This is a genomic window from Paraburkholderia sp. GAS448 (assembly GCF_050435685.1).
GTDB lineage: Bacteria > Pseudomonadota > Gammaproteobacteria > Burkholderiales > Burkholderiaceae > Paraburkholderia.
Genome location: NZ_JBNDKT010000003.1, coordinates 326452 through 349830 on the forward strand (window position 1 = coordinate 326452; position 23379 = coordinate 349830).

General features: G+C 64.2%; 18 protein-coding genes and 2 tRNA genes. 10 read left to right on the forward strand and 10 right to left on the reverse strand.

The features are described 5' to 3' along the window. Positions 1 to 28 precede the first annotated feature (28 nt). From P3T23_RS07900 to P3T23_RS07920, 5 genes are all read left to right on the forward strand, one after another. Positions 29 to 547, forward strand: a complete 519-nt coding sequence (locus P3T23_RS07900) for a sigma-70 family RNA polymerase sigma factor (protein ID WP_429315622.1) — start codon at positions 29 to 31, stop codon at positions 545 to 547. Continuing rightward, complete coding sequence (locus P3T23_RS07905; RefSeq protein ID WP_429315786.1) at positions 547 to 1341, forward strand: anti-sigma factor family protein; 795 nt, start codon at positions 547 to 549, stop codon at positions 1339 to 1341. Before P3T23_RS07900 ends, P3T23_RS07905 begins: the two co-directional genes overlap by 1 nt. A gap of 272 nt (positions 1342 to 1613) precedes the next feature. Beyond that, the gene (locus tag P3T23_RS07910; protein ID WP_429315623.1) at positions 1614 to 2090 is read left to right on the forward strand and encodes a hypothetical protein; all 477 of its coding nucleotides are present in this window, start codon (positions 1614 to 1616) and stop codon (positions 2088 to 2090) included. A gap of 81 nt (positions 2091 to 2171) precedes the next feature. Beyond that, the gene (locus tag P3T23_RS07915; RefSeq protein ID WP_429315624.1) at positions 2172 to 3764 is read left to right on the forward strand and encodes an FAD-binding protein; all 1593 of its coding nucleotides are present in this window, start codon (positions 2172 to 2174) and stop codon (positions 3762 to 3764) included. Positions 3765 to 3843: 79 nt separating this feature from the next. Next, entirely contained in the window at positions 3844 to 4251 is a 408-nt protein-coding gene (locus tag P3T23_RS07920; protein ID WP_429315625.1) for a hypothetical protein, read from the forward strand. Here the strand turns inward: P3T23_RS07920 and P3T23_RS07925 are convergent. From P3T23_RS07925 to P3T23_RS07965, 9 genes are all read right to left on the reverse strand, one after another. Beyond that, positions 4248 to 5213: a DUF1571 domain-containing protein gene (locus P3T23_RS07925; RefSeq protein WP_429315626.1), complete on the reverse strand. Its 966-nt coding sequence runs from the start codon at positions 5211 to 5213 to the stop codon at positions 4248 to 4250. The genes P3T23_RS07920 and P3T23_RS07925 overlap by 4 nt on opposite strands. Before the next feature lie 47 nt (positions 5214 to 5260). Then, entirely contained in the window at positions 5261 to 7051 is a 1791-nt protein-coding gene (locus P3T23_RS07930; protein WP_429315627.1) for an AMP-binding protein, read from the reverse strand. A gap of 120 nt (positions 7052 to 7171) precedes the next feature. Continuing rightward, a complete protein-coding gene (locus tag P3T23_RS07935; RefSeq protein WP_429315628.1) occupies positions 7172 to 8473 on the reverse strand; it encodes an acetyl-CoA C-acetyltransferase in 1302 nt (433 codons plus the stop codon). 151 nt (positions 8474 to 8624) lie between these two features. After that, a complete protein-coding gene (locus P3T23_RS07940; protein ID WP_429315629.1) occupies positions 8625 to 9536 on the reverse strand; it encodes a MaoC/PaaZ C-terminal domain-containing protein in 912 nt (303 codons plus the stop codon). A 2-nt stretch (positions 9537 to 9538) separates the two neighbouring features. Continuing rightward, positions 9539 to 10948: a 3-oxoacyl-ACP reductase gene (locus tag P3T23_RS07945; protein ID WP_429315630.1), complete on the reverse strand. Its 1410-nt coding sequence runs from the start codon at positions 10946 to 10948 to the stop codon at positions 9539 to 9541. A 94-nt stretch (positions 10949 to 11042) separates the two neighbouring features. Next, positions 11043 to 13541, reverse strand: coding sequence for an acyl-CoA dehydrogenase (locus P3T23_RS07950; RefSeq protein WP_429315631.1), 2499 nt, complete (start codon positions 13539 to 13541; stop codon positions 11043 to 11045). 344 nt (positions 13542 to 13885) lie between these two features. After that, complete coding sequence (locus tag P3T23_RS07955) at positions 13886 to 15106, reverse strand: MFS transporter (protein WP_429315632.1); 1221 nt, start codon at positions 15104 to 15106, stop codon at positions 13886 to 13888. Between the two features lie 511 nt (positions 15107 to 15617). Next, positions 15618 to 15704, reverse strand: a tRNA-Leu gene (locus P3T23_RS07960). 186 nt (positions 15705 to 15890) lie between these two features. Then, positions 15891 to 15977: transfer RNA gene (locus P3T23_RS07965), tRNA-Leu, on the reverse strand. 263 nt (positions 15978 to 16240) lie between these two features. Between P3T23_RS07965 and rnr the strand changes: the two genes are divergently transcribed. The 5 genes from rnr to P3T23_RS07990 all read left to right on the forward strand — a co-directional run bounded on the left by rnr (position 16241) and on the right by P3T23_RS07990 (position 21952). After that, positions 16241 to 18721: a ribonuclease R gene (rnr, locus tag P3T23_RS07970; protein WP_429315633.1), complete on the forward strand. Its 2481-nt coding sequence runs from the start codon at positions 16241 to 16243 to the stop codon at positions 18719 to 18721. A 223-nt stretch (positions 18722 to 18944) separates the two neighbouring features. Then, complete coding sequence (gene rlmB, locus P3T23_RS07975; RefSeq protein ID WP_429315634.1) at positions 18945 to 19694, forward strand: 23S rRNA (guanosine(2251)-2'-O)-methyltransferase RlmB; 750 nt, start codon at positions 18945 to 18947, stop codon at positions 19692 to 19694. 54 nt (positions 19695 to 19748) lie between these two features. After that, positions 19749 to 20600, forward strand: a complete 852-nt coding sequence (locus tag P3T23_RS07980) for an N-acetylmuramoyl-L-alanine amidase (protein WP_429315787.1) — start codon at positions 19749 to 19751, stop codon at positions 20598 to 20600. A 128-nt stretch (positions 20601 to 20728) separates the two neighbouring features. Beyond that, complete coding sequence (gene rpiA / locus P3T23_RS07985) at positions 20729 to 21424, forward strand: ribose-5-phosphate isomerase RpiA (protein WP_429315635.1); 696 nt, start codon at positions 20729 to 20731, stop codon at positions 21422 to 21424. A 276-nt stretch (positions 21425 to 21700) separates the two neighbouring features. Continuing rightward, complete coding sequence (locus P3T23_RS07990) at positions 21701 to 21952, forward strand: hypothetical protein (protein ID WP_429315636.1); 252 nt, start codon at positions 21701 to 21703, stop codon at positions 21950 to 21952. Positions 21953 to 22121: 169 nt separating this feature from the next. On the opposite strand, the gene P3T23_RS07995 is transcribed toward P3T23_RS07990, so the two are convergent. After that, on the reverse strand, positions 22122 to 23378 hold the full coding sequence (locus tag P3T23_RS07995; protein ID WP_429315637.1) for a glycosyltransferase: 1257 nt from the start codon (positions 23376 to 23378) through the stop codon (positions 22122 to 22124). Position 23379: the final 1 nt, after the last annotated feature.

Here is a 23379-nt window from a genome sequence, read left to right on the forward strand (position 1 = left end):
GTCCGTGCTGCGCTTCGACACGCGCCGCGTGAGTTTCGAATCGGATGTGATTTCGTGGCTCCCGCAGCTGCGGCGCTATGCGCGCGCGCTGACGGGTGATTCCGCATGGGCGGACGATCTGGTGCAGGACACCGCCGAGCGCGCACTGGCCCGCTGGAGGGCGTTCCGCCCGGACAGCAACCTGCGCGCGTGGCTGCTGACGATCCTGCGTCACCTCTACATTGACCAGTTGCGGGTGCGCCGCGAAATCGCCGTCGACGACGAAAGCGCGCCCTGGCGCAACCTGGAAGCGCCGCACGGCGAAGTCGACGGACTCGTGCTGCGCGATGTGCAGCGGGCGCTGTATTACCTGTCTGTCGAGCAGCGTGAAGTGCTGCTGCTGGTGTGTGTCGAAGAATTGACGTATCAGGAGGCGTCGTTGGCGCTCGGCGTGCCGGTCGGCACGGTGATGTCGCGGTTGTCGCGTGCGCGCGAACATATGCGGGCGTTGCTGACCGAAGGCCCGACGCGCAAGTCGCCGCCGTTGAAAGTAGTGAGAGGCTCGTGATGCACAACGACGACGAATACGATCACGATCCCACGGCCGGGATGGACCCGCGCATGCTCTCCGCGTTCATCGATGATGAATTGCCACAGGGCGAGCGGGCGCCCGTGCGCGAGCGGCTCGCTCAGGATCCCGACGCTGCCAGCCGCGTCGCGGCGTACCGTGCGCAGAAAGCCGCCTTGCAGGCGTTGTGCGCGTTGCCCGCGCGTGCCGACGCGCCGGTTGTCGTGCTGCGCGTGCGCGTTCCGTGGTGGCGGCGGGTGGGGGTGGCGGCCTGCTGGCTTGTCGCCGGTGCCGGTCTCGCGCTGGCGCTGGGGCCGATGGCGCCGCGCTTCATCGGCGGCGGCAGTGAGCCGATGGCGTTTGCGCAGCGCGCCGACGTCGCCTACGCCGTGTACACGCCGGAGCGCCGTCATCCGGTCGAAGTGGCGGCGAGCGAGGAAGAACATCTGATCACGTGGCTCTCGAAGCGGCTTGACCGGCCGCTGTCGGTGCCTTCGCTGCAGGAGTATGGGTATACGCTCGTCGGCGGCCGGCTGCTTCCGGGCGAAGCGGGCCCGGCCGCGCAGTTCATGTACGAAAACCAGACGGGCGAACGGCTGACGCTCTACGTGACGGGCACACCCAAGGGCGAGACCGCGTTTCGTCTCTTTCGCGATGGCAATCGTCGTACCTTTTACTGGGTCAGCGATCAGATGGGGTATGCGCTCTCCGGGCCGATATCGGAAGGCAAGTTGCGCACGATCGCGCTCGAGGTCTGCAGCGAACTGGGCGGACGGCCTGAGTCGTGGCGATAGCCCTACATCGCGCGGGAATCCCGAAGCGGCCGGCTTGTGAAAGCCGGGTCGTGACGCGGCAGGAAATACTGCGTAACAAACGCGTATGACGGTGCCGTCCGCGAGCGGAATAGCGCTTGCGGGCGAGTCGTTTACTCAATGCAGGCACGTGCTGTCACGCGTCATCGCGCGGATGCTGCGGCGCGGCGCATGCAAGGCGAACCGATGGGGCCTTCACGGCGCCGACGCGTCGTTCGTGTCGCGTTGCCGGACCATCGAGGCGGGACGGGATCATGCGCAACCTCATTGGACTCGGGATGGTGCTTGGCACCTGCATGGCGTGTACCACACCGGTGCCACCACCGTCGATGGCGGCCGCTCCGCTCGACGATCAGACGCTCACCTGCCGCATGGTCGTCGGGCAGGCGGAGATCGACGGCACGATGCAGCAGATCGCGGGCCGCGCGTGCAGGCAACCCGATGGCACCTGGCAGATCATGCAGGACGCGGACGGCGGCGCAGTAGCCGTTTACCCGCTTACTGCGTACCCATACTATCCGTACTATGACCCATGGTACTGGGGGCCGCCGGTGGCGATCGGTGTCGGAGGGTCGTTCATCTTCGTCGATCACTTTCACCACTTCCATCACATGGATCACGGTCACTTCGGGCACCCGTCCGGTGGCATGGGCGGACGCGGAGGCTTCCACGGGATGGGCGGCGTGCGTCCAACCGGAGGCGGGATGTCAGGTGGCGGAGCGAGGCATTAGCGCACGTTTTCGCAGTGTCATTGCGCGCCCTGCGTTTGCGCCTGCGCCCGGCCTCGCGCCGGTCACATCGAGGAGGGCGCCTTGACACGCGCAGCGACACGCTTATTGCCGCCGGACGTTCCGGAAGCAAAGTTCGACCGCGCACTGGCCGCCTGGACGGCGATCGTCGGCGCGCAGCATGTGGTGTCGTCGGATCCCGGGCTGGCGTCATATCTCGATCCCTTCGCGATCGGGCCGCAGCAGGCGGCATTTGCGGCCTCGGCGGCGTTGCTTCCCGCCTCGGTCGAAGAGATCCGCGCGATCCTGCGCATTGCCACTGAGTTCCGGATTCCGTTATGGACCGTATCGACGGGGCGCAATTTCGCGTATGGCGGCGCGGCGCCCCGTCTGTCGGGTTCCGTCGTGCTCGACCTGCAACGGATGAACCGGATCATCCACGTCGACGAGACACTCGCCTATGCGCTCGTCGAACCGGGTGTCAGCTACTTCGACCTGCATGCGTATCTGCGCAGCAACGGTTATCGACTGTGGGTCGACCCGCCTGCGGCCGGCTGGGGCAGCGTGATCGGCAACACGCTCGAGCGCGGCTTCGGCTACACGCCGTATGGCGATCACGCGGCGACGCAGTGCGGCATGGAGGTCGTGCTCGCGAACGGGGACGTCGTGCGAACGGGGATGGGCGGAATCGACATCGGCACGTCGTGGCAGTTGTACAAGCCAGGCTACGGGCCGTCGTTCGACGCGATGTTCATGCAGTCGAACTATGGCATCGTCACGAAGATGGGCGTGTGGCTGATGCCTGCGCCGCCTGCCTATATGCTCGCCGAGTTCCAGTTTCGGCACGAGAGCGACCTGGAGACGATCGTCGATATCCTGAGGCCGCTGCGGCTCGACGAGACGATCCGCAATCATGCGGTGATCGAAGGTGCGATCCGCCGCGCGGCGAGTACTGCGCCGCGCTCGCAGTGGTACGACGGTGCGGGGCCGATGCCGGAGACTGCCGTGGCGGCGATGATGGACAAGCTGCATATCGGCCGCTGGAACCTGCATTTCGCGCTTTACGGCGCGCAGGAAGTCATCGACGCCCAGTACGCGATCGTGCATCGGGCGTTCGCTCGCGTGCCGGACGCAGTGCTGTCAGCGACGCGCTACGCGGGCGATGCGGAACCCACCGGCGGCGGCGCCCGCAACTTCGCCGGCATTCCCGCGATGACCGCGTTTCGCATGCTCGACTGGCGCGGCGGCGCGGGTGCACACGTGGATTTCTCGCCGGTCTGCCCGGCGACGGGTCGCGATGCGATGCGCCAGTACACGATGGTGAAGGCCCGCGCCACCGAATACGGCTTCGATTACTACGGTGGCTTTACGGCGGGCGTTCGGCATCTGCATCACATTTTCGCGTTGATCTTCGATCGTGACGATCCGCTTGCGCCGGAACAGGCCGGCGATCTGCTGCGCGTCGTGATGAGCGACGCGCGCGCTGCCGGCTACGGCGAATATCGCGCGCATCTTGCTTATATGGATTTTGCGGCCGCGCAGTACAGTTTCAACGACGCAGCGTTGCTGCGTCTTTCAGAGACCATCAAGGATGCACTCGATCCTGCCGGGATTCTGGCACCGGGAAAGCAGGGCATCTGGCCGCGCGTCTGGCGCGGCAAGCGCGGCTATACGTAGCCGGTAACGTAGCCGGAATGCAGGCTACAGGTAGAAACGCCGCCAGCGCGTACTGGTGAGGGCCTCGACGGAGCAGATGATGGACCGACGTACATTCGTCAAGACTGGCGCGTGGCTCGCCGCAACAGGCTGCGTGTTGCCCCGGCTGGTGCTTGCCGCGCGAACGGCAGGCGCCGTTGCGGTCTTCGATTCGACGCTGGCCGATGGCCGCGCGCTGGCTGATCACGCCGCACGGGCGAACCTGGCGACGTTCGATGTCGGTGACGATATCGGGGCGCTTTGGTACTCGACGCTCGCACCGCATCTGGCACGCGCGCCGGGCATGCTGATTGGCGTGACGCGTCCAGCCGATTATTTCGTGTTGACGCATTGCGTTCCGCACTCCGCCCTGACGGCCCGCGAGGTGCGCGAAGCGGGCAGCCGCGCGCCGGTTGCCTTCGTGATCGACTGCTCATCGAGCCTGACGCAGGCCCCACGCGGAACCTAGAATTTATAGGCCGGATTTTTCGGGTCGAATGTTGTATCGTCGAAAGTTTTGGGCGTGATGGTTTCGAAGACGATCCTCTCGAAGATCCTGCCGTCGTTGTCATAGGACTCGACGCAGCGAAACCAGGGATGGCGCAAATCGAGCCCCAACGTCTCCTTCTTCGCGTAGAACTCGGGCTGGCCTGTCGCTGTTTCGTACGTGAACGCGACGACGCGTACGCCATCGACGGTCTTCACGTCGATCGTGAGCGGCCGCGTAATGCCGGCCTCGGCGAACTTCATGCCTTCCGACACGAACTGGTTCGCGATGTACTCGGTGCCGAGATCGCGCACCTGATGGCGCGACTGCGTGTGTGCCAGCGTTCCGTTGACTGACGTCCACAGCGGAATCACGCTCAGCAGGCCGCCCAGGTGGCCGTAAAGTTCGTCGCTGCGTTTCGACTCGTCGTAGATGATCTCCTGGCCGGAATGCGCGCCATCCGGCAGCCATCTGGCGTAGATGCGCAGCGGCCCGCGCGAGAGGCGCACCAGCATGTGATCGGGGCTGCCGGGCCATACGCCGTGGATGCGTTCCTGACGCGACATCGTGAACTCGTAGGACGGATAGCCGTTTGGTCCTTCCTTGATGTAGCGGGGCACCGTCAACGGATCGAACGACTCGAACAGCGCGTCGAGCTGCGCGTCGGTGAGTTTCTCGAGCGCGCCGCTTTGCGCGGCGCGGCGCAGCCAGCGCACCTGCTCGTCGACGGGGAGCTTGCCAACCTGCGCGGGCGACGCAGACGCTGCCTCGAGCGGGGCGGGCAGATCGACCGTCACGGCCTGCGGGTCGTCGGTCTGGGCGGACGATACGCCTGCCGCGCAGGCGAAAACACCTGCTGCAAAGAGGCTGACGAGACGCTTCAGTGTCGTGGAACTGGCACAACACGAACGAGGACGCATGGGACGATGCATTGCGTACGTCATGAATCTCTCCAGAATCTAAACCGCCCGCCTGTGCCAGCCTCGCGGGCTCAGGCGGGTCTCTGCCGGGCCAGTTCCTCGTCGCGCAACTGGCGGCGCAGGATCTTGCCGACATTGGTTTGCGGAAGTTCGTCGCGGAACTCGACCACCTTCGGCACCTTGTATCCCGTCAGATGCTTGCGGCAGTGTGCGATGACCTGTCCTTCCGTCAGGTCCCGGCTACGCCGCACGATGAATACCTTGATGCGTTCTCCCTGAGCCGCGTCGGGAATGCCGATCGCCGCGACTTCACGCACGTCCGGGTGCATGGCGATCACGTCTTCAACCTCGTTCGGATAGACGTTGAAGCCCGACACCAGGATCATGTCCTTCTTGCGGTCGATCAGCCGGATGAAGCCGCGCGAGTCCATCACGCCGATATCGCCGGTGGCGAGCCAGCCTTCGTCGTCGAAGACTTTCGCGGTTTCGTCGGGCCGGTTCCAGTAGCCTTTCATCACCTGCGGACCCTTGACGCACAGTTCACCCGGCTCGCCGATGTTGGCCCACGTTCCGTCGTCTTTCCTGAAGCGCACCTGGGTCGACGGGGCGGGCAGTCCAATCGAGCCTTCGAAATCGCGCATGTGCTTCAGGTCGACCGGATTCATCGACACGATCGGCGAACATTCGGTCAGCCCATAGCCTTCGACGATCGGCTGGCCGGTCACCGCCTTGAAGCGGTCCGCGACGGCCTTCTGCGTGGCCATGCCGCCCGCCATCGCGAGCTTCAGGTCGGAGAAGTCGCGCTTTCTGAACTCCTCGTTGTCGAGGAACGCGTTGTAGAGGGTATTGACCGCGGTGATGCCGGTGAATTTCTCGTGCCGGATGATCATCATCACGCGCTTCACGTCACGCGGATTGGCGATCAGGATGTTGCGGCCGCCGAGCCCCATGAAAATCAGCGCGTTTACGGTCAGCGAATAGATGTGATAGAGCGGCAACGGCGTCAGCACAGTTTCGATGGTGGCCGTCAGCTGGCCTGCGGCCCATGCTTTCGCCTGCAGGACGTTCGCGATGATGTTCCGGTGCGTGAGCATCGCGCCTTTGGCGACGCCCGTCGTGCCGCCGGTGTATTGCAGGAACGCGATGTCGAGAGGCGTGGGGCGGACAGGCGTGAGCGGCGCCGCATAGCCGGTCCTGAGCGCATCGAGCAGCCACACCGCTTTGGGCAGGTTGTAGGCGGGCACCATCTTCTTCACGTGCTTCAGCATGAAGTTCAGAAAACGGCCCTTGAGATTGGGGCCGTCGGCGAGCAGGTCGCCGAGACCGGTGACGATCACGTTCTGTATCTTCGTGCCTGGAAGCGCGTCTTCGAGGGTCTTCGCGAAGTTCTCGAACACGACGATCGTCTGTGCGCCGCTGTCCTTGAGCTGATGCGCCAGTTCGCGCACCGTATAGAGCGGGTTCACGTTGACGACGATCGCGCCCGATTTGAGCACGCCAAACAACGACACCGGATACTGGAACGTATTCGGCAGCATGATCGCCACGCGCTCGCCAGGCTTGACGCCGATGCTCTGCAGATACGCCGCGAACGCGCTTGCCTTGCGGCCCAGCTCACCGTACGTCAGGTTCGCGCCGACGCTCACGTACGCGACGCGCTCGCGATACTGCTCGATCGATTCGTCGAAGAACTGAACGAGTGACTCGTACTGGTTGACATCGATGTCGCGCGGGACGTCCTCTGGATACGACGCGTACCAGATGCCATCGGTGTTGGGCGGTTTGGGCGCGCTCGCTCCGGTCGGTGCAGCCGGCGCCGGAGCGGAGCCCGCGGGCGGCGGCGTTTGCGTGGACTGGGTCATCGCTGGTCCTCCTGAGTCTGTCTGTGTTTTTCTGGGTGTCATACTGGCTTGATACGGGTTTGATACGCGCTGCGTACGGGCTTCATACGGGCTTCACTTGAGCTGCACTTCGACGTGCCTCTAGCGTTCGAGTATCGCGACGACACCCTGGCCGCCCGCCGCGCAGATTGAAATCAGTCCACGCGCTGTGCCAGCGGGTTTGTCGAGCTGCGCCAGCAGCTTCGCGAGGCCGGCGACGATCCGTCCGCCGGTCGCCGCGAACGGATGGCCGGTCGCGAGCGAACTGCCGTTCACATTCAGCTTCGCCCGGTCGATGACACCGAGTGGGCCGGGCAGGCGGAGTTGCGTGCGGCAATATTCGTCATCCTGCCACGCCGCGAGCGTGCACAACACTTGCGCGGCAAAAGCCTCATGAATTTCGTAGAAGTCGAAGTCCTGCAACGTCAGGCCCGCGCGCGTGAGCATGCGCGGCACGGCGTAGGCGGGCGCCATCAGCAAACCCTCCTTTTTATCGAAGAAATCGACCGCCGCCGTCTCCGACCAGGACAGGTACGCCAGCACCGGCAATCCGCGCGCGGCCGCCCACGCTTCGCTCGCCAGCAACACGGCCGACGCGCCGTCAGTGAGCGGCGTCGAGTTGCCGGCGGTCAGCGTTCCGGCGTCGCGATCGAATACCGGCTTCAGGCTCGCGAGCTTCTCGAGCGTCAGGTCGGCACGCAGGTTGTTGTCGCGTGCGAGGCCGCGCCAGGGCGTCATCAGGTCGTTCAGAAAGCCGCGCTGACAGGCATCCGCAAGCTTGCGATGGCTTTCATGGGCGAGGACGTCCTGCGCCTCGCGCGAGATGCCCCAGCGCTTGGCCATCAGTTCGCAATGCTCGCCCATCGACAGACCCGTGCGCGGTTCGCTATTGCGCGGCAGCAGCGGCTTGAAAAACATCTGCGGGCGCAGGCGGGCGAGCGCGCTCACGCGCTCGCTGGTCGTCCTGCCGCGATTCGCTTCGAGCAGAATCTTGCGCATGCGCTCGTTGACGCCAATCGGCGCATCCGAAGTCGTATCGACGCCGCCCGCGATCCCCACTTCGATCTGTCCGAGCGCGATCTTGTTCGCGACCAGAATCGCGGCTTCGAGCCCGGTGCCGCAGGCCTGCTGCACGTCATAGGCAGGGGTTTCCCTGGCGAGCGTCGTCGACAGCAGCGATTCCCGTGTCAGGTTGAAATCGCGTGAATGCTTGATGACCGCGCCCGCCGCGACCTCGCCGAGCCGCTCTCCATGCAGGTTGAAACGGTCGATCAGACCCTGCAGGGTGAACGTCAGCATGTCCTGGTTCGACGCGCTCGCGTATGCGGTGTTGGAACGCGCAAACGGAATCCGGTTGCCGCCAATGATCGCGACGCGCCGTACAGCAGGAAGCGGGTAGGACATGCGTGGCTCCTTCGGGTCGTTCCCCGTTACTCGACGGTTTGAACACGAGTGAGGATAGTGGCACAGCGCGCCCGCCGACTACCGGAATCTGTAAAACGAACCCGGCACGGCATTGATTCCACCCTTTCATTGCGGTGCGCCATGCCAACGCTCATTGCAGCGTCCACTGAAAGCGGCCGCGCAGATGCGGCTTCGCGCCGGCCACGTCGCGTACTTCGAGTTCGCGTGCAGTGGCAAGAGGCGAGGCCGTCCAGAGCGACGCCTCGCCGGGCAGCAGCATCGGCAGCTTGAATTCTCCACTGATGACGGCGCTCGCCAGCCGCTTGGGAGGTTGCAAGGCGGACGCCGCGCGCGCCAGCGTCCACATGCCGTGCGCAATGGCGCGCGGAAACCCGAGGGCGCGGGCCGAGAGCGCTGTCAGGTGAATGGGGTTGTAGTCGCCGGACGCCTTCGCGTAGTCGCGCCCCAGTTGCGGCGGCAGTTGCCAGCGTGCCTGTCGGGTAAGCGCGTCGCCGTCGATATCGAGCGGCGCGAGCGGATCGCCCTGCGCCCGGATAGCGCGCTTCAGATAGACGCTGTCGCCATCCCACACCGCCTCGCCGCGCCGGTAAAGCCGCGAGTGCAGCACGAATGCCTGACCCTTGTCGTGCTTGAGCAGCGCGCCGAATTCGACTTCGACGCGCAGCACGTCGCCGGCATCGAGCGGCTTGCGCAGATGGACGCTGTTGGCCAGATGCACGAGCCCGAGCGCGGGCCATGGAAACGCCGGATCGGTCAGCATCAGCAGATGGAGCGGGAACGCGAGCAGATGCGGAAACGTGAACGGCATGCCCTGTTCGGGGATGAAGCCGCATACGCGCGCGTAGTGATCGATCGCGGCCTCCTCCAGCGTGACGGCCGGTCGCACGAAGCGCAGCGGCGGTAGGGACGCTTCGCGCCTGCGCTTGACGAGACCGGACAGTGCGCGCCCGTATAGCGCCGCCGGCTTCGGCAAACGCTCGATCGTGATGGTCTTCGGCCGTGTCGAACCTACGGCGGGACCGTAGCCGAAGGGCTCACCCATGATTACGCTCCGAGGAGGCTCTGGCCGCAGACGCGAACGACCTGCCCGGTCACGCCAGCCGAGCCCGGATGTGCGAACCACGCGATGGTCTGCGCGACGTCGACCGGCTGGCCGCCCTGGCTCATCGAATTCATGCGCCGGCCGGCTTCGCGGATGGCAAGCGGAATCGTGGCGGTCATGTGCGTTTCGATGAAGCCGGGCGCGACCGCATTGATCGTGATGCGCCGCTCGCGCAGAGTGGCCGCCATGCTCTCTACGCGGCCGATCACGCCTGCCTTGGACGTCGCATAGTTGCTCTGGCCGCGATTGCCCGCGATGCCGCTGATCGACGACACGCAGATAATCCTGCCGCCGTCGCGCAGCGTGCCCGCTTCGAGGAGCACATCGTCGATCCGTTCCTGCGCCGACAGATTGATGTCGATTACGCTGTGCCACGCGGCTTCGCTCATCTTCGCGATCGTTTTGTCCTTCGTGATCCCCGCGTTGTGGACGATGATGTCGACACCGTTTTCGTCGAGCGCGGCGGCGATCTGCGCGGGCGCTTCGGAGGCGGCGATATCGAAGGCGAGGGCAGTGCCGTTGAGTTGCCGCATCGTCGCATCCAGCGCGCCTTTCGCCGATGGAATGTCGATGCCGATCACGTGCGCGCCTTCCGCCGCCAGCACACCGGCAATCGATGCACCAATGCCGCGTGCAGCGCCCGTCACGAGCGCACGCAGACCGGTCAGCGGCTGTTTCCAGTCGATCGCCTCGCCGCCGCTCGCGGCTTTCCCGATGCGCACGACCTGCCCCGACACATAGGCGGAACGGGGCGACAGGAAAAACCTCAACGTGGTTTCGATACCGTCTTCCGCGCCCTGCGCCACGTACACCAGATTGGCTGTGATGCCTCCCCGCGCTTCCTTGCCGAGCGACCGGGTCAATCCTTCGAGCGCGCGTTGCGCAGTCCATTGACGCGGGTTCGCGCACGCCTCGGGCGGCCGTCCGAGCACGACGACGCGGCCACACTTGCCGAGCGAGCGCAGCGCGTCGTGAAAGAATGCATAGAGCGCGTCGAACTGGCTGCTGTCGTCGATGCCGCTGGCATCGAACAGCAGCGCGGCGAGACGTCCCTGCGAAGCGTCGCCATCGACAGGCTCGAAACGGCCGGTCATGAGGCCGTGCCGGTTGGCGAGCGGCATCCAGAGCCCGGCGCCTTCGTGCGCGACGCTTGTCACGCCGAGGCGGCCGATCACGTCGGCAAGCGCATCGAGCAGCCCCGGCTGCGGTCCCGCGCCGATCGCGACGAGACCTTCGAATTCGGGTCGATCGGTCCGGTAACGGCGCAACACCTCGGGCTTCGGCAGGCCAAGCGAGCGCGCGAGCCGCGCGCCGAAGGGCGAGTTGACGAAGTTCAGGTAAGAGTCGTTCATCGTCCGGTGCTCCTCGCCCGTGGGATCGTTCCGTGGGATTGTTGTTAGGCCCTGTTATTAGCGTGACCAGGCCCTAGTGTGCACGGCGCAAGGTTCAGGCGGCAAGTTGCATCGCCTTGTCGAGCGCCTCCTTGCGCTTTTGCAGGCCGGCGAGCATGTCGAAGTCGGGCGCGAAATCATCGACTTTCACCACTTCCGCGCCGTAGCGTGCGTAGTCGGCGAGGAGCTGGTGTTCATTCGCGTCGATCAGGCCATGCTGCAGCGCGGCCTCGGTCCAGCCCGGGAGATCGGGCAGGCTTTGCGGCATCGGTGCGATCAGCCCTTGTCTGACTGCGTCGCGCAGCTTCTGGTCGATTTCATTCACGCGCGGCGTCAGCTCGAAGACGAGTTCGCCATAGCCGAGCGGATCGACTTCGACCGGCGGCACGTAGGAATCCGCCACCAGCCGATCGCGCGCGGCGCCTGGCGTCTGCATCAATTCCGCGATCGCGGTGCCGAGACTGTCCGGCGGCGCGCGATGCGGCAGCCCGAACGGAAAGGCGAGCACGCGCACAAGTCCGGCGGCTACGCGGTTCGGATAGTTCGCGAGCACGCCGTCGATGGCCTGCTGCGCCTGGTGCAGCGCATCTTCGACACCCCAGCAGACCAGCGGCAGATCGCTCTCCTGGCGTCCCTCGTCCTCGAAACGCTTGAGCGTCGCAGAGATCAGATACAGCTGCGACAGCACATCGGCTAGACGCCCTGAGATCCGCTCGCGACGCTTCAACTCGCCGCCGAGCACGAACATCGACACGTCCGCGAGCAGCGCAAACGCGGTCGAGAGTCGGGTCGCCGCGCGGTAGTAGTGCGCGAGCGGCGCGTGCGCGCGCTGCGGCTTTGTGATGAAGGCACCGCCCGTCACGCCATACACGAAGCTGCGCACGACGTTCGACATCGTGAAGTTGACGTGTCCGAAGAAGGCGTTGTCGAAATCGCGCAGCGCCTTGTTGCGATCCGTTTCGCGGGTCGCGGCCATTTCTTTCAGCACGTAGGGGTGGCAGCGGATCGCGCCCTGGCCGAAGATGATCAGGCAGCGCGTGAGAATGTTCGCGCCTTCCACCGTGATCGAGATCGGCACCTGCTGATACGCCCGCGCGAGGAAATTCGACGGGCCCATGCAGATGCCCTTGCCGGCGACGACATCCATACCGTCGTTGATCACCTTCCGGGCACGCTCGGTGATGTGATATTTGGCGATCGCCGAAATGACCGAGGGCTTTTCGCCGAGATCGATCGCATGGGCCGACAGGCGGCGCGCGGCGTCCATCACATACAGGTTGCCGCCCATGCGGCCGAGCGCTTCCTGAACGCCTTCAAACCTGCCCACGGCCGTGCGGAACTGGCGACGCACAGCGGCATACGCGCCGGTGCCGCGCACGGCGAGCTTGGCGATGCCGACATTCGATGAAGGCAGCGAAATCGCGCGTCCCGCCGCGAGACATTTCATCAGCATGCGCCAGCCGTTGCCGACCTGGGTGTGTCCGCCGATCACCCAGTCGAGCGGGATGAAGACGTCCTTGCCGGAGTTCGGGCCGTTCTGGAACACGGCATTGAGCGGCCAGTGGCGGCGGCCGATATTCACGCCCGGATGCTTCGTCGGTATCAACGCGCAGGTGATGCCGGGTTCGTCGTCGGTGCCAAGCAGGTGGTCCGGATCGTACGCGCGGAACGCAAGGCCGAGGACGGTCGCGATCGGGCCAAGCGTGATGTAGCGCCTGTCCCACGAGACGCGAAAACCGGACGTCTCGCGGCCCTCGAACATGCCCTTGCAGACGATGCCGACATCCGGTATCGCCGCCGCGTCCGAGCCGGCATAAGGGCTCGTGAGCGCAAAGCAGGGGATTTCCTCCCCGCTCGCGAGGCGCGGCAGATAGTAGCTTTTTTGCGCCTCGGTGCCGTAGTGCATCAGCAGTTCGGCGGGGCCGAGCGAGTTCGGCACCATCACCGACACAGCGGCGGCCGGGCAGCGCGTTGCCAGCTTCATGATGACCTGCGAATGCGCGTACGCGGAGAACTGCTTGCCGCCGTACTGCTTCGGAATGATCATGCCGAGGAAGCCTTTTTCCTTGATGTACCGCCACGTTTCCGGCGACAGGTCCTGCCAGACTGCCGTGGTTTCCCAGTCGTTCGCGAGATCGCACAGGTGCTGGCATTCGTTGTCGAGGAACGACTGTTCCTCGGCGGTGAGCGTCGCGGGGCCGTGCGCGAGCAGCGTGTCCCAGTGCGGCCGTCCGGAGAAGAGCGCGCTATCCCACCAGACCGTGCCGGCTTCGATCGCATCGCGTTCGGTCGGCGACATCTGCGGCAGGATCTTGCGGAAGACTTCGAATACGGGTTTCGTCAGCCACACACGGCGCCACGGTTTGATCGTGAACACGAGCGCGGGCAGGAGGAAGAGGATGGTCAGGAGCGTTGCGGCAACCGGTCCCGCTGCGCCGCTGATATACGCGAGCCCGACCCACACGCCGAGGAAGGCCAGCCACCACGAAGCACGCGCCTCGACATAGACGAGCGCGGCACTGGCGACGATCAGCGCAACGATGAGCAATGGCATGGCGCTTTCTCCCCGTTTCAAGGTCCGGCTGGCACGCCTCTCAGAGCGGCGCGCCCGCATTTGTCCAGCGAGGGCGCGTATGGGGCGCGGTCGCGATACAGCCGGCGCCACCTCGCCTGTGCGCGGCCTCAATGGCGCCTTCAGAACGCCTGGCTGGCCACGCGCTCTATCAGGCTGGCCGCTTGTCCCGACGCCCGTTGCGGCAAATCGGACTGCATCCTCCGGTGTTGCGACGTGGGTCACACCTGCCTGGCGGGTCTATAGACCGCCTGTTCTGGTGTGGCCGAGTCCGGCAATCAACCGGACTCAGGCGGAGTGAAACCGCGTCTGGCGGATCCCGGCGATCAGTCTGCTGTGGCGACCTCTTTGGCGGACTGGGTCATATCGATGCCGCGGCGCTCACGGCTAAAGAGAATCAGGACCGCGATCACAACCGCAACAATACCGATCACGGTTGCCATCACCGTCGCGTAGTTGTTGCCGTGTGCTTCGGCGACGCCGGCCTGGAGTGGTCCGTTGACCGATGCGATCAGGTTGCCGAGCTGGTACACAAGGCCCGGGAACGTAGCGCGGATTTCATCGGGCGAAATTTCGTTCAGATGGACCGGAATCACGCCCCACGCACCTTGCACCGAGATCTGCATCAGGAACGCGCCGGCTGCGAGCAGGAACGGCGTCGACGAGAACGCCCAGAGCGGCAGCACCGGCAGCGAGATCAGCGCTGCGATGAAGATGGCGCGTCGGCGGCCGATCTTTTCCGAAAGCGCGCCAAAGAACAGGCCGCCGATGATCGCACCGATGTTCAGCGTGATCGTGATCAACGACACCGTGTGCGCGTCGAACTCATGTTGCACGCGCAGGAACGTCGGATACAGATCCTGCGAGCCATGCGAGAAGAAGTTGAACGCGGTCATCAGCACGATCGAGTAGAGTGACAGCTTCACATTCTTCTTCAACGAGGCGATCAGGCCTGGGTGAGCTTTCTTCTCGAGCGTCTTGAAGGCGGGCGATTCGGGCACGTGCGCCCGGATGTACAGCACCAGCAGCGCGGGCAGCACACCGACGAAAAACATGCCGCGCCAGCCGATGTACTGGAAGAACAGGCCGAACACGACCGACGCGAGCAGATAGCCGCTCGGGTAACCCGCCTGCAGCAGGCCCGACACAAATCCGCGCGATTTTGGCGGGACGGTTTCCATTGTCAGCGCGCCGCCGACGCCCCATTCGCCGCCCATCGCAATGCCGAAGAGGGCGCGCAGCACAAGCAGGGTGGTCAGGTTCGGCGAGAGGCCGGACAGCAGTTCAAGCAATGAGAAGCACGCGATGTTGATCATCAGCGTCGGACGGCGGCCGAACTTGTCGGCAAGCCAGCCGAAAATCAGGGCGCCGAGTGGACGCATGATCAAGGTCAACATGATGGCAAAACTGACCGACTTCACGTCGGTGCCGAATTCCGCCGCAATGTCTTTCAGGACGAAGACCATCAGAAAGAAATCGAATGCGTCCAGTGTCCAGCCGAGATAGGCCGCAATCGTGACGTTTCTCTGTTCCCGGGTCCAGTTCATTTCATTGTTCTCCTGTGTCTCCAGTATCCCGCGTTCATGCAGCCGGCCGCCTGCACGGCCTTCGCATGCCCCGCGGGTGCGGGTTCCGAGCGAGTGTACGCCGACCGTTAAGTGGTTGCATGGTTGAAACCGTTTTATCCGTAATAATCCCTGGAGCCCATGCGTTCTCTTCGAAAGATGAAGAGCCGCAATGTTGGCTATATGTAATTTATGTATTATTTGAAAGGGATTTATTGGGTGATTTTTCAGTAACCCTTTTATTGGTGCATTGCAGCTGGATCTCGTGCTTTTAGTTGGGTGCGACGAGTCCGGCACGCTTCAGGGGCTGGATATTGCCGATCCCCGAAGACGGCGCAGGATCCGATGTCGAAATCGGCTGGCGCCTTGTACGGGAAGCGTGGGGCAAGGGGCATCGCATGCGAAGCGGCCGACGCGAGCCTGGACGGAGCGCAGAAACAAAAAACCCCGCAGGCTGATCGCTTTGCGGGGTGTCTTGTATTGCTCGAAACGGTGGTGCCCAAGAGAGGACTCGAACCTCCACGGTGTTGCCACCGCCAGGACCTGAACCTGGTGCGTCTACCAATTCCGCCACCTGGGCACGTTTCAAGCTAGACGGCTATTGTAGCGGGATGGTGCAGCGTGTCAATTGGAACATGTAAATTGATCTACAACTCACTGCCATCCGCTTTGCTGCACTGAGCTGGCATCTGGATGCAATCCTTCACAACCCGATGCAAGGTCTCACACAAAAAGAAAACCGCCCGAAGGCGGTTTCTTTTGAATCTGGTGCCCAAGAGAGGACTCGAACCTCCACGGTGTTGCCACCGCCAGGACCTGAACCTGGTGCGTCTACCAATTCCGCCACCTGGGCAGGTGGGTGTGCAGCAAAGAACGCAATTATAGCGTTACGAACGATCGTGTCAAGTATTTCGAGAAGGAGCCTCTGCACGGCCTGTGCGCCATGTCCGGCGAGCCTGCAAGGGCCGCGTGGCGGGCGGGACGGGTGTTAGAATGCCCCGCAGAAGTTCGATGGCACGGTGCACAAGCTCGCGAGGCAACCTGCACGAACCGGGTCAGGCAGTTTCAGCACAATGAAGCGCAGGTGCATCGCAACGGCATCACCGACCGACGTCCATGCAACGAGAAAAAATCATCGACAAGCCCTTGAGCAAATATCCCTATCCGATTCCGAGCCGTGAAGAAATTCTCGGCGTGCTGCGCACGGGCGAAACGCCGCTTGCTGCAAACGACATCGCCGAGGCACTGTCGATCAAGCGCCAGGAGCGCGAAGGTTTTTTCAAGCGCCTCGCGGCCATGGAGCGTGACGGGCAGATCCGTCTCGACCAGCGCGGCCACTATCAGTTGACCCATCCGTCGAATTTCGTCGCGGGTCGCGTGCAGGGGCATCGCGATGGCTACGGCTTTCTCGTGCGCGATGACGGTCAGGACGATCTGTTCCTGCCCACCGGCGAAATGCAGAAGGTCATGCATAACGACCGGGTGCTGGCGCGCATCGTCGGTTATGACCGGCGCGGCCGGCCCGAAGGCCATATCGTCGAGGTGACGGACCGCGCCAACCGGCGCGTGATCGGCCGGTTGCTCAACGAGAATGGCGCGCTGATCGTCGCGCCCGAAGACAAGCGCATCGGCCACGACATCCTGATCACACAGAACACCAAGAAGGCGAAAGTCGGGCAGGTGGTCGTCGTGGAACTGACGGACTTTCCGAGCCGTCATTCGCAACCGCTCGGACGGGTGGTCGAAGTGCTCGGCGACATCGACGATCCGGGCATGGAAATCGAAATCGCGGTGCGCAAGTATGGCGTGCCGTACGAGTTCAGCCAGGCCGCGCTCGACGACGCCGCGAAGCTGCCCGATGAAGTCCGTCCGTCGGATATCCGCCATCGGATCGATTTGCGCGATGTGCCGCTCGTCACGATCGACGGCGAAGATGCGCGCGACTTCGACGATGCCGTCTACTGCGAGCCGGTCACTGTCGGCCGAGGTGAAGGCTTCCGCCTGATCGTCGCAATCGCCGACGTGTCGCATTACGTGCATCCCGATAGCGGCCTCGACGTCGATGCGATCGAACGCAGCACGTCGGTGTACTTCCCGCGCCGCGTGATTCCGATGCTGCCGGAGAAGCTGTCGAACGGGCTGTGCTCGCTCAATCCGCAGGTCGACCGTTGCGTGCTGGTGTGCGACATGGTCATCACCGCGCGCGGCGAGATCAAGGCGTACCAGTTCTATCCGGGCGTGATGCATTCGGCGGCGCGGCTCACCTATACCGAAGTCGCCGCGGTGCTGACCAACACCAAGGGTCCGGAAGCCGCGCGTCGCGCGGCCTTGCTGCCGCAACTGCAGAACCTGCACGGCGTGTACAAGTCGCTCTTCACCGCGCGCCAGAAGCGCGGCGCGATCGACTTCGATACGACTGAGACGTACATCGTCTGCAACGCGCAGGGCAAGATCGAACAGATCATTCCGCGCACGCGCAACGACGCCCACAAGCTGATCGAAGAATGCATGCTGGCCGCGAACGTGTGCGCGGCCGACTTCATGAAGCGCAACAAGCATCCGGGCCTGTACCGCGTGCACGCAGGCCCCACGGCCGAGAAGCTCGAAAATCTGCGTACGTTCCTGCGCGGCATGGGTCTGACGCTCGGCGGCGGCGAGACGCCTCACGCGAGCGACTACGCCGCGCTGATGGCGCAGATCCGCGACCGGCCCGACGCGCAGATGCTGCAGACGATGTTGCTGCGCTCGATGCAGCAGGCGGTCTACAGCCCGGAGAACATCGGCCACTTCGGTCTCGCGTACGAGGCGTACGCGCACTTCACGAGCCCGATCCGCCGCTATCCCGACCTGCTCACGCACCGCGCGATCTACGCGATCCTGCAGGGGCGCAAGTATCAGCCGAGCGCGCCGCACGGCGTCACGCTGAACACCGCGCTGTCACCGCGCGCCCGCGCGATGCAGCAGGCCGATGATGAGAAACGCAGTCGCAACCGCTCGAACACGGCGATCTGGGAAGAGCTCGGCCTGCACTGCTCGGCGAACGAGCGGCGCGCGGACGAAGCCTCGCGCGACGTCGAGGCGTGGCTCAAGTGCTACTTCATGCGCGACAAGCTCGGCGAAGAGTACGGCGGCATGGTGAACGGCGTGACGTCGTTCGGGATTTTCGTGCAGCTCGACGCGCTCTTTATCGAAGGCCTCGTGCACGTCACCGAGCTGGGCTCCGACTACTTCCAGTACGACGAGATCAAGAACGAATTGCGCGGCGAACGCACGGGCATTCGCTATCGTCTGTCTGATCGCGTGCGTGTGCAGGTGAGCCGCGTCGATCTCGATGCGCGCAAGATCGATTTCCGTCTAGTGCGCGATACACCCATCAAGTCGCCGACGAGCCGGCCTTCGCTTGCCGACAAGTCGGTTGGCGAGAGCGGCGGGCCGCGTGTGCGGTCGCTGCCGCCAGCCGAAGGTGGCAGACGCAGGAAGGCTGCGCCCGCGCAAACCGCGGCAGTCAAGGAAGCGCGCGCAGCGCGCGGCGCCGCGAAGAAGCACGGCGCAGCGGCCAAGCCTGCATCGAAGACCCAGGCGCGCAAGAAGCGTTGATGCTCCGGTTCAAGCCAGGCTGAATCCTGGCTGATGGCCCGGTTCGGTCTGAAGGGTTGAAGCAGTATGCAGCGCGCAGCCGGCATGTCGAATGCGGGTTGCGCGTTGTCCGTTTTCCGCAGTTTGTCGGCCAGTTTGTCAGTCAGACACGCATCTCAAAACGCGATAACAGGCGCGTTCAACAGCGCATCGCAGATTCGCTCAATCAAAGGTTGTTTCAGTCATGGCACGTCTCAAGGTTCTCTATGGTTTCCACGCGGTGACCGCACGTCTGCGGCACGATGCGTCGACGGTCGAAGATATTTATTACGACGCGACGCGCAAGGATCGCCGGATGACGGAATTCCTGCACGTGGCGAAAGAAGCGGGCGTGCGCCTGATCGCCGCCGATGAAACGCGGCGGTGGGGGCTCGCGCATACCGAGCGCCACCAGGGCGTCGTCGCGCGCGCGGGGGACCTGCCGCTCGCGCAGAATCTCGCGGAGCTGCTCGACGGCATCAACGGTCCGGCGTTGCTGCTGGTGCTCGATGGCGTGACCGATCCGCACAACCTCGGCGCGTGCCTGCGGGTTGCCGATGCAGCGGGCGCACATGCGATCATCGCGCCGCGCGATCGCGCGGTCGGGCTCAACGCGACGGCCGCGAAAGTGGCGAGTGGCGCCGCCGACACCGTGCCGTACATCACGGTCACCAATCTGGCGCGGGCGCTGCGCGAGCTGAAGGAGGCCGGCGTGTGGGTGGTCGGCACTTCGGATGACGCGCCGAAGAGTCTGTACGACACGAAGTTCGACGGTCCCGTGGCGCTCGTGATGGGCGCTGAGGGCGAAGGCATGCGCCGTCTTACGCGCGATACGTGCGACATGGTGATGCATATTCCGATGGCCGGCAGCGTCGAGAGCCTGAACGTGTCGGTGGCGAGCGGGGTGTGTCTCTACGAGGCCGTGCGGCAGCGTACGGCGCTCACGAAGACCTGAGGCATCTGCATTCTTCGCAGCATGAACTTCATCGAAACAGGCCGCGTGCACGCGATGCGCGTCGCGGCTTTTGCACTCGGCGCGCTGCTGGTGGCCGCGTGTTCGACCACCGCGGTCGACCGCGGCAACTACATCGCCGACTCGCGTTATCAGGCGCAGAACGTCGATTCGCGCGTGCGTTTTCTGGTGATGCACTACACTGAGATCGACGAGGCGCAATCGTTGCGCGTCCTGACAACCGAGGGCGTCAGCGTGCATTACGTCGTCCCGGACGCCCCGCAGGTGAGGAACGGCAAACCGGTCATCTGGCAGCTCGTGCCCGAGTCGCAGCGCGCGTGGCATGCGGGCGTCAGCTACTGGCAGGGCACGACGGAACTGAACGCGGCATCGATCGGTATCGAGAACGTCAATCTGGGCCCCATCGACACGCCGCAGGGCCGCAGCTGGCAGCCCTGGCCGCCGACGCAGGTCGATGCGCTGATCCGGCTTGCGAAGGACATCGTCACGCGCTACAACATTCCGCCGACGCGCGTGGTCGGTCACAGCGACATTGCCCCGCAGCGCAAGATCGATCCCGGCCCGGTGTTTCCGTGGAAGCAGCTTTATGATGCAGGCGTCGGCGCATGGCCGGATGCCTCGGCGGTCAGCGCGCATCTCGCGGGACGCGACCCTTCGATACCAGTCGACGTCCGCAGCCTGCAGCAGAAGCTCGCGCGCTATGGCTACGAGATCGCCACCGACGGTGTGCTCGATGAGCGGACGAAGCGCGTATTCGCCGCGTTCCAGATGCATTTCCGCCCACGCGACTACACGGGCAATCCGGACGCGGAAACCGACGCGATCGCTCAGGCGCTGCTGGACAAGTACATGCCGAAGGAAGCCGGCGAGACGCAGTCCGCGCCTTAGGGCCACGCTCGCGCGGGGTGCCGCCGGGGGCCACAGCCGCTGCGCCAGTTTTGAGCGCTGGCCCGATAAACCGGGCTAACCCGCCCGACTCCGGTAAACTTGCGATTTTCCGCCTGTCTGCACTTCCCATGACCCAAGACGAACTCAAGCAACTGGTCGGCCAGGCCGCCGCCGACTATGTGAACGCCAACGTGCCTGAGGGCTCCGTGATCGGCGTCGGTACTGGCTCGACAGCCAACTGCTTCATCGACGCGCTCGCCGCCACGAAAGCGCGCTATCGCGGCGCGGTGTCCAGTTCCCTCGCCACGACCGCGCGCCTGCAGTCGCACGGCTTCAGGGTATTCGACCTGAACGAAATCGACTCGCTGCCGGTGTACGTCGACGGTGCCGACGAAATCGACCCTACTGGCGCAATGATCAAGGGCGGTGGTGGGGCGCTGACGCGGGAGAAGATTGTCGCGTCGGTGTCGGACGTGTTCGTCTGCATCGCCGACGCCACGAAGCGTGTCGATGTGATGGGCACGTTTCCTTTGCCCATCGAAGTCGTGCCGATGGCACGCACCGCAATCGGCCGCCGCGTGACGGCGCTGGGCGGGGTGCCGGTCGTGCGCGTGACGAAGGACGGCTCGCCGTTCATCACCGACAACGGCAACGAGATCATTGACGTCAAGGGGCTGCGGATCACCGACCCGCGCGCGCTCGAGACCGGGATCAACGCCTGGCCAGGTGTCGTGACCGTGGGCCTTTTCGCCGGTCGCGGCGCTGATCTGTGCCTGCTCGGCACGGATACGGGCGTCGAGACGATCAAGTACGGCAAGAACTAGCCGGCGTCGACCGGACGGCCGTGTCCGTTTGCAGGGTGACCACCTGTGGCGGCGCCGCACTGCACATCGCGGGCGGCGCCGTTTTTCATTTCAGACGGAACAGGAAAGGGAAATTTTGTCCGAAAGTCTATATGCCGTTCGATATAGAACGACGAAAACTTCCCGCTCAAAATGAGATGGCTATCGGGCGCTGGGTTTAGGAAAAATCTCCTTCTGCGTGCCTGGTCGATTCGCTACGCTTTGGCTGTTCATGTTGAAAGCGGAAGGAGAGAACGATTGACCATGCAGAACAACCTCAGGCGCGCACTCGACATTGCCTATGAGCGGATAAGGCGCCAGCCGCCCGCGCCGATCTCCTCAATCGCGTTCACCGGCAACTATGGTCTATGTCTCGGCATCATCATGGGCGCCCAGGCCTGCAACGGTCTGACCAATGACGAGGCTGCCAGCGAACGCGCGCATCTGGCGATGCTCGCCGCACTGCATGACATGCAGGGGAGTGGACGCGGCGGGCCTTCGGCGCACTGATCGTACTGATGTCTGCGGTTGTCCCTGCATCTGCCATGAAGGTCCACATGTCCAAGGTTATTCGCCAGATATTCAGGTATTCCTAAAGAACGGGCGATCCTCACGGAGAGTGCAATGCAATTCTTACCATTTGCATTTGAGACAACACTCGCCAGCCTGACTGCTTGCATCAGCGTGCGACATAGGCAATGGCTTTCGTCATCTGCGCGATATATTCGTCGAGCGAAAAATGCTGCTCGACGTCGATGAGGGCCTGGCTGACGAGGCGCTGCGCCCGATCTGGCTCCGCGCGCAGCGCCTCGACGGCACCCGCCAGGGCGGCCGCATCGCCCGGTTCGACAAGCAAGCCGTTCTTGCCGTGCCGTACGATTTCCGTCACGCCGCCGGCTGCGGAAGCGATTACAGGCCGTCCGGCTGCCATGCCTTCGATGATCACGCGGCCGAACGGCTCCGGCGCGGTGGAAGTGTGCAGGATGACATCCATCGCCTTCATCCAGGCCGGCGCGTTGTCCTGGAAGCCCACGAAATGCAGCCGGTCTTCGATCCGCAGGCCAGCAGCCTGGACGCGCAGCGCTTCCACATATGCCTCTTCGCCGAAGAGCGCAGCGCCGACCAGCACGAGGTGCACGTCGGGCAAGTTCGCCAACGCTTCGAGCGCAATGTGCTGGCCCTTCCATGGTGCGAGCCGGCCAAACAGGCCGGCAAGCCAGGCCGTCTCGGGAAGACCGAGGTGGCGGCGCAACGCGCGGAGATCGGAGGCATCGATATCCTGAAAAGCGTTCAGATCGACGCCGTTGTGCACGACCGGCACCGATTCCGGCGCAAAATGCGTCAGCTCGACGAGCGACGCCGCGGAGGCGCGCGAATTGGCGACCACGTGGTCCACGGCAAAGCGCGTCAGCCATTTGACGACGAGCCGTTGTACGGGGCCGAAATGTTCGACCGAAACGATGTCGTGCAGATGCCAGATGATCCGCTTACGATGCAGCGGCTTTCCCAGCGCGCCAAGCACGAGCGCTTTCTGAGTATTCAGGAACAGGACGTCGAAGGCTTTCGCGCGGCGAGCGATCGCGCGCGCCTGTCGCACGATGCCGGGCAGCGCCATCAGCCAGCCGAAGCGCACGGCATTCTTACTGATACCGGAGACGCGCGCGTCGCAGGTCAGCTCGACCTGAACGCCGAGCGACTCAAGACGGGCGCGGAACGGTCCGTCCGCCAGCAGCAGCACTTCGCGCCGTGCGGCCCATGTCGACGCCAGCGGCAACAGGCAGAGTTCGGCGCCACCGAGCTGTCCGCTCTGATCGACGAACAGCACGCTGGGCGTGCCCTTGACGCCTGGGACACCCGCCACTGCGGTGGCGACCTCGACGCCGGCTGGTTGCTTGGCAACGAGACCTTGCGCGTTGACAGATGCAGGTGAGTTCATC

What these genes read in the sequence shown, in the direction of transcription:
- P3T23_RS07905 (WP_429315786.1), top strand. Translation starts at nt 547, where the DNA reads ATGCACAACGACGACGAATACGATCACGATCCCACGGCCGGGATGGAC.
- P3T23_RS07910 (WP_429315623.1), top strand. Translation starts at nt 1,614, where the DNA reads ATGCGCAACCTCATTGGACTCGGGATGGTGCTTGGCACCTGCATGGCG.
- P3T23_RS07920 (WP_429315625.1), top strand. Translation starts at nt 3,844, where the DNA reads ATGGACCGACGTACATTCGTCAAGACTGGCGCGTGGCTCGCCGCAACA.
- P3T23_RS07925 (WP_429315626.1), bottom strand. Translation starts at nt 5,213, where the DNA reads ATGACGTACGCAATGCATCGTCCCATGCGTCCTCGTTCGTGTTGTGCC.
- P3T23_RS07930 (WP_429315627.1), bottom strand. Translation starts at nt 7,051, where the DNA reads ATGACCCAGTCCACGCAAACGCCGCCGCCCGCGGGCTCCGCTCCGGCG.
- P3T23_RS07935 (WP_429315628.1), bottom strand. Translation starts at nt 8,473, where the DNA reads ATGTCCTACCCGCTTCCTGCTGTACGGCGCGTCGCGATCATTGGCGGC.
- P3T23_RS07940 (WP_429315629.1), bottom strand. Translation starts at nt 9,536, where the DNA reads ATGGGTGAGCCCTTCGGCTACGGTCCCGCCGTAGGTTCGACACGGCCG.
- P3T23_RS07945 (WP_429315630.1), bottom strand. Translation starts at nt 10,948, where the DNA reads ATGAACGACTCTTACCTGAACTTCGTCAACTCGCCCTTCGGCGCGCGG.
- P3T23_RS07950 (WP_429315631.1), bottom strand. Translation starts at nt 13,541, where the DNA reads ATGCCATTGCTCATCGTTGCGCTGATCGTCGCCAGTGCCGCGCTCGTC.
- P3T23_RS07955 (WP_429315632.1), bottom strand. Translation starts at nt 15,106, where the DNA reads ATGAACTGGACCCGGGAACAGAGAAACGTCACGATTGCGGCCTATCTC.
- rnr (WP_429315633.1), top strand. Translation starts at nt 16,241, where the DNA reads ATGCAACGAGAAAAAATCATCGACAAGCCCTTGAGCAAATATCCCTAT.
- rlmB (WP_429315634.1), top strand. Translation starts at nt 18,945, where the DNA reads ATGGCACGTCTCAAGGTTCTCTATGGTTTCCACGCGGTGACCGCACGT.
- P3T23_RS07980 (WP_429315787.1), top strand. Translation starts at nt 19,749, where the DNA reads ATGCGCGTCGCGGCTTTTGCACTCGGCGCGCTGCTGGTGGCCGCGTGT.
- rpiA (WP_429315635.1), top strand. Translation starts at nt 20,729, where the DNA reads ATGACCCAAGACGAACTCAAGCAACTGGTCGGCCAGGCCGCCGCCGAC.
- P3T23_RS07995 (WP_429315637.1), bottom strand. Translation starts at nt 23,378, where the DNA reads ATGAACTCACCTGCATCTGTCAACGCGCAAGGTCTCGTTGCCAAGCAA.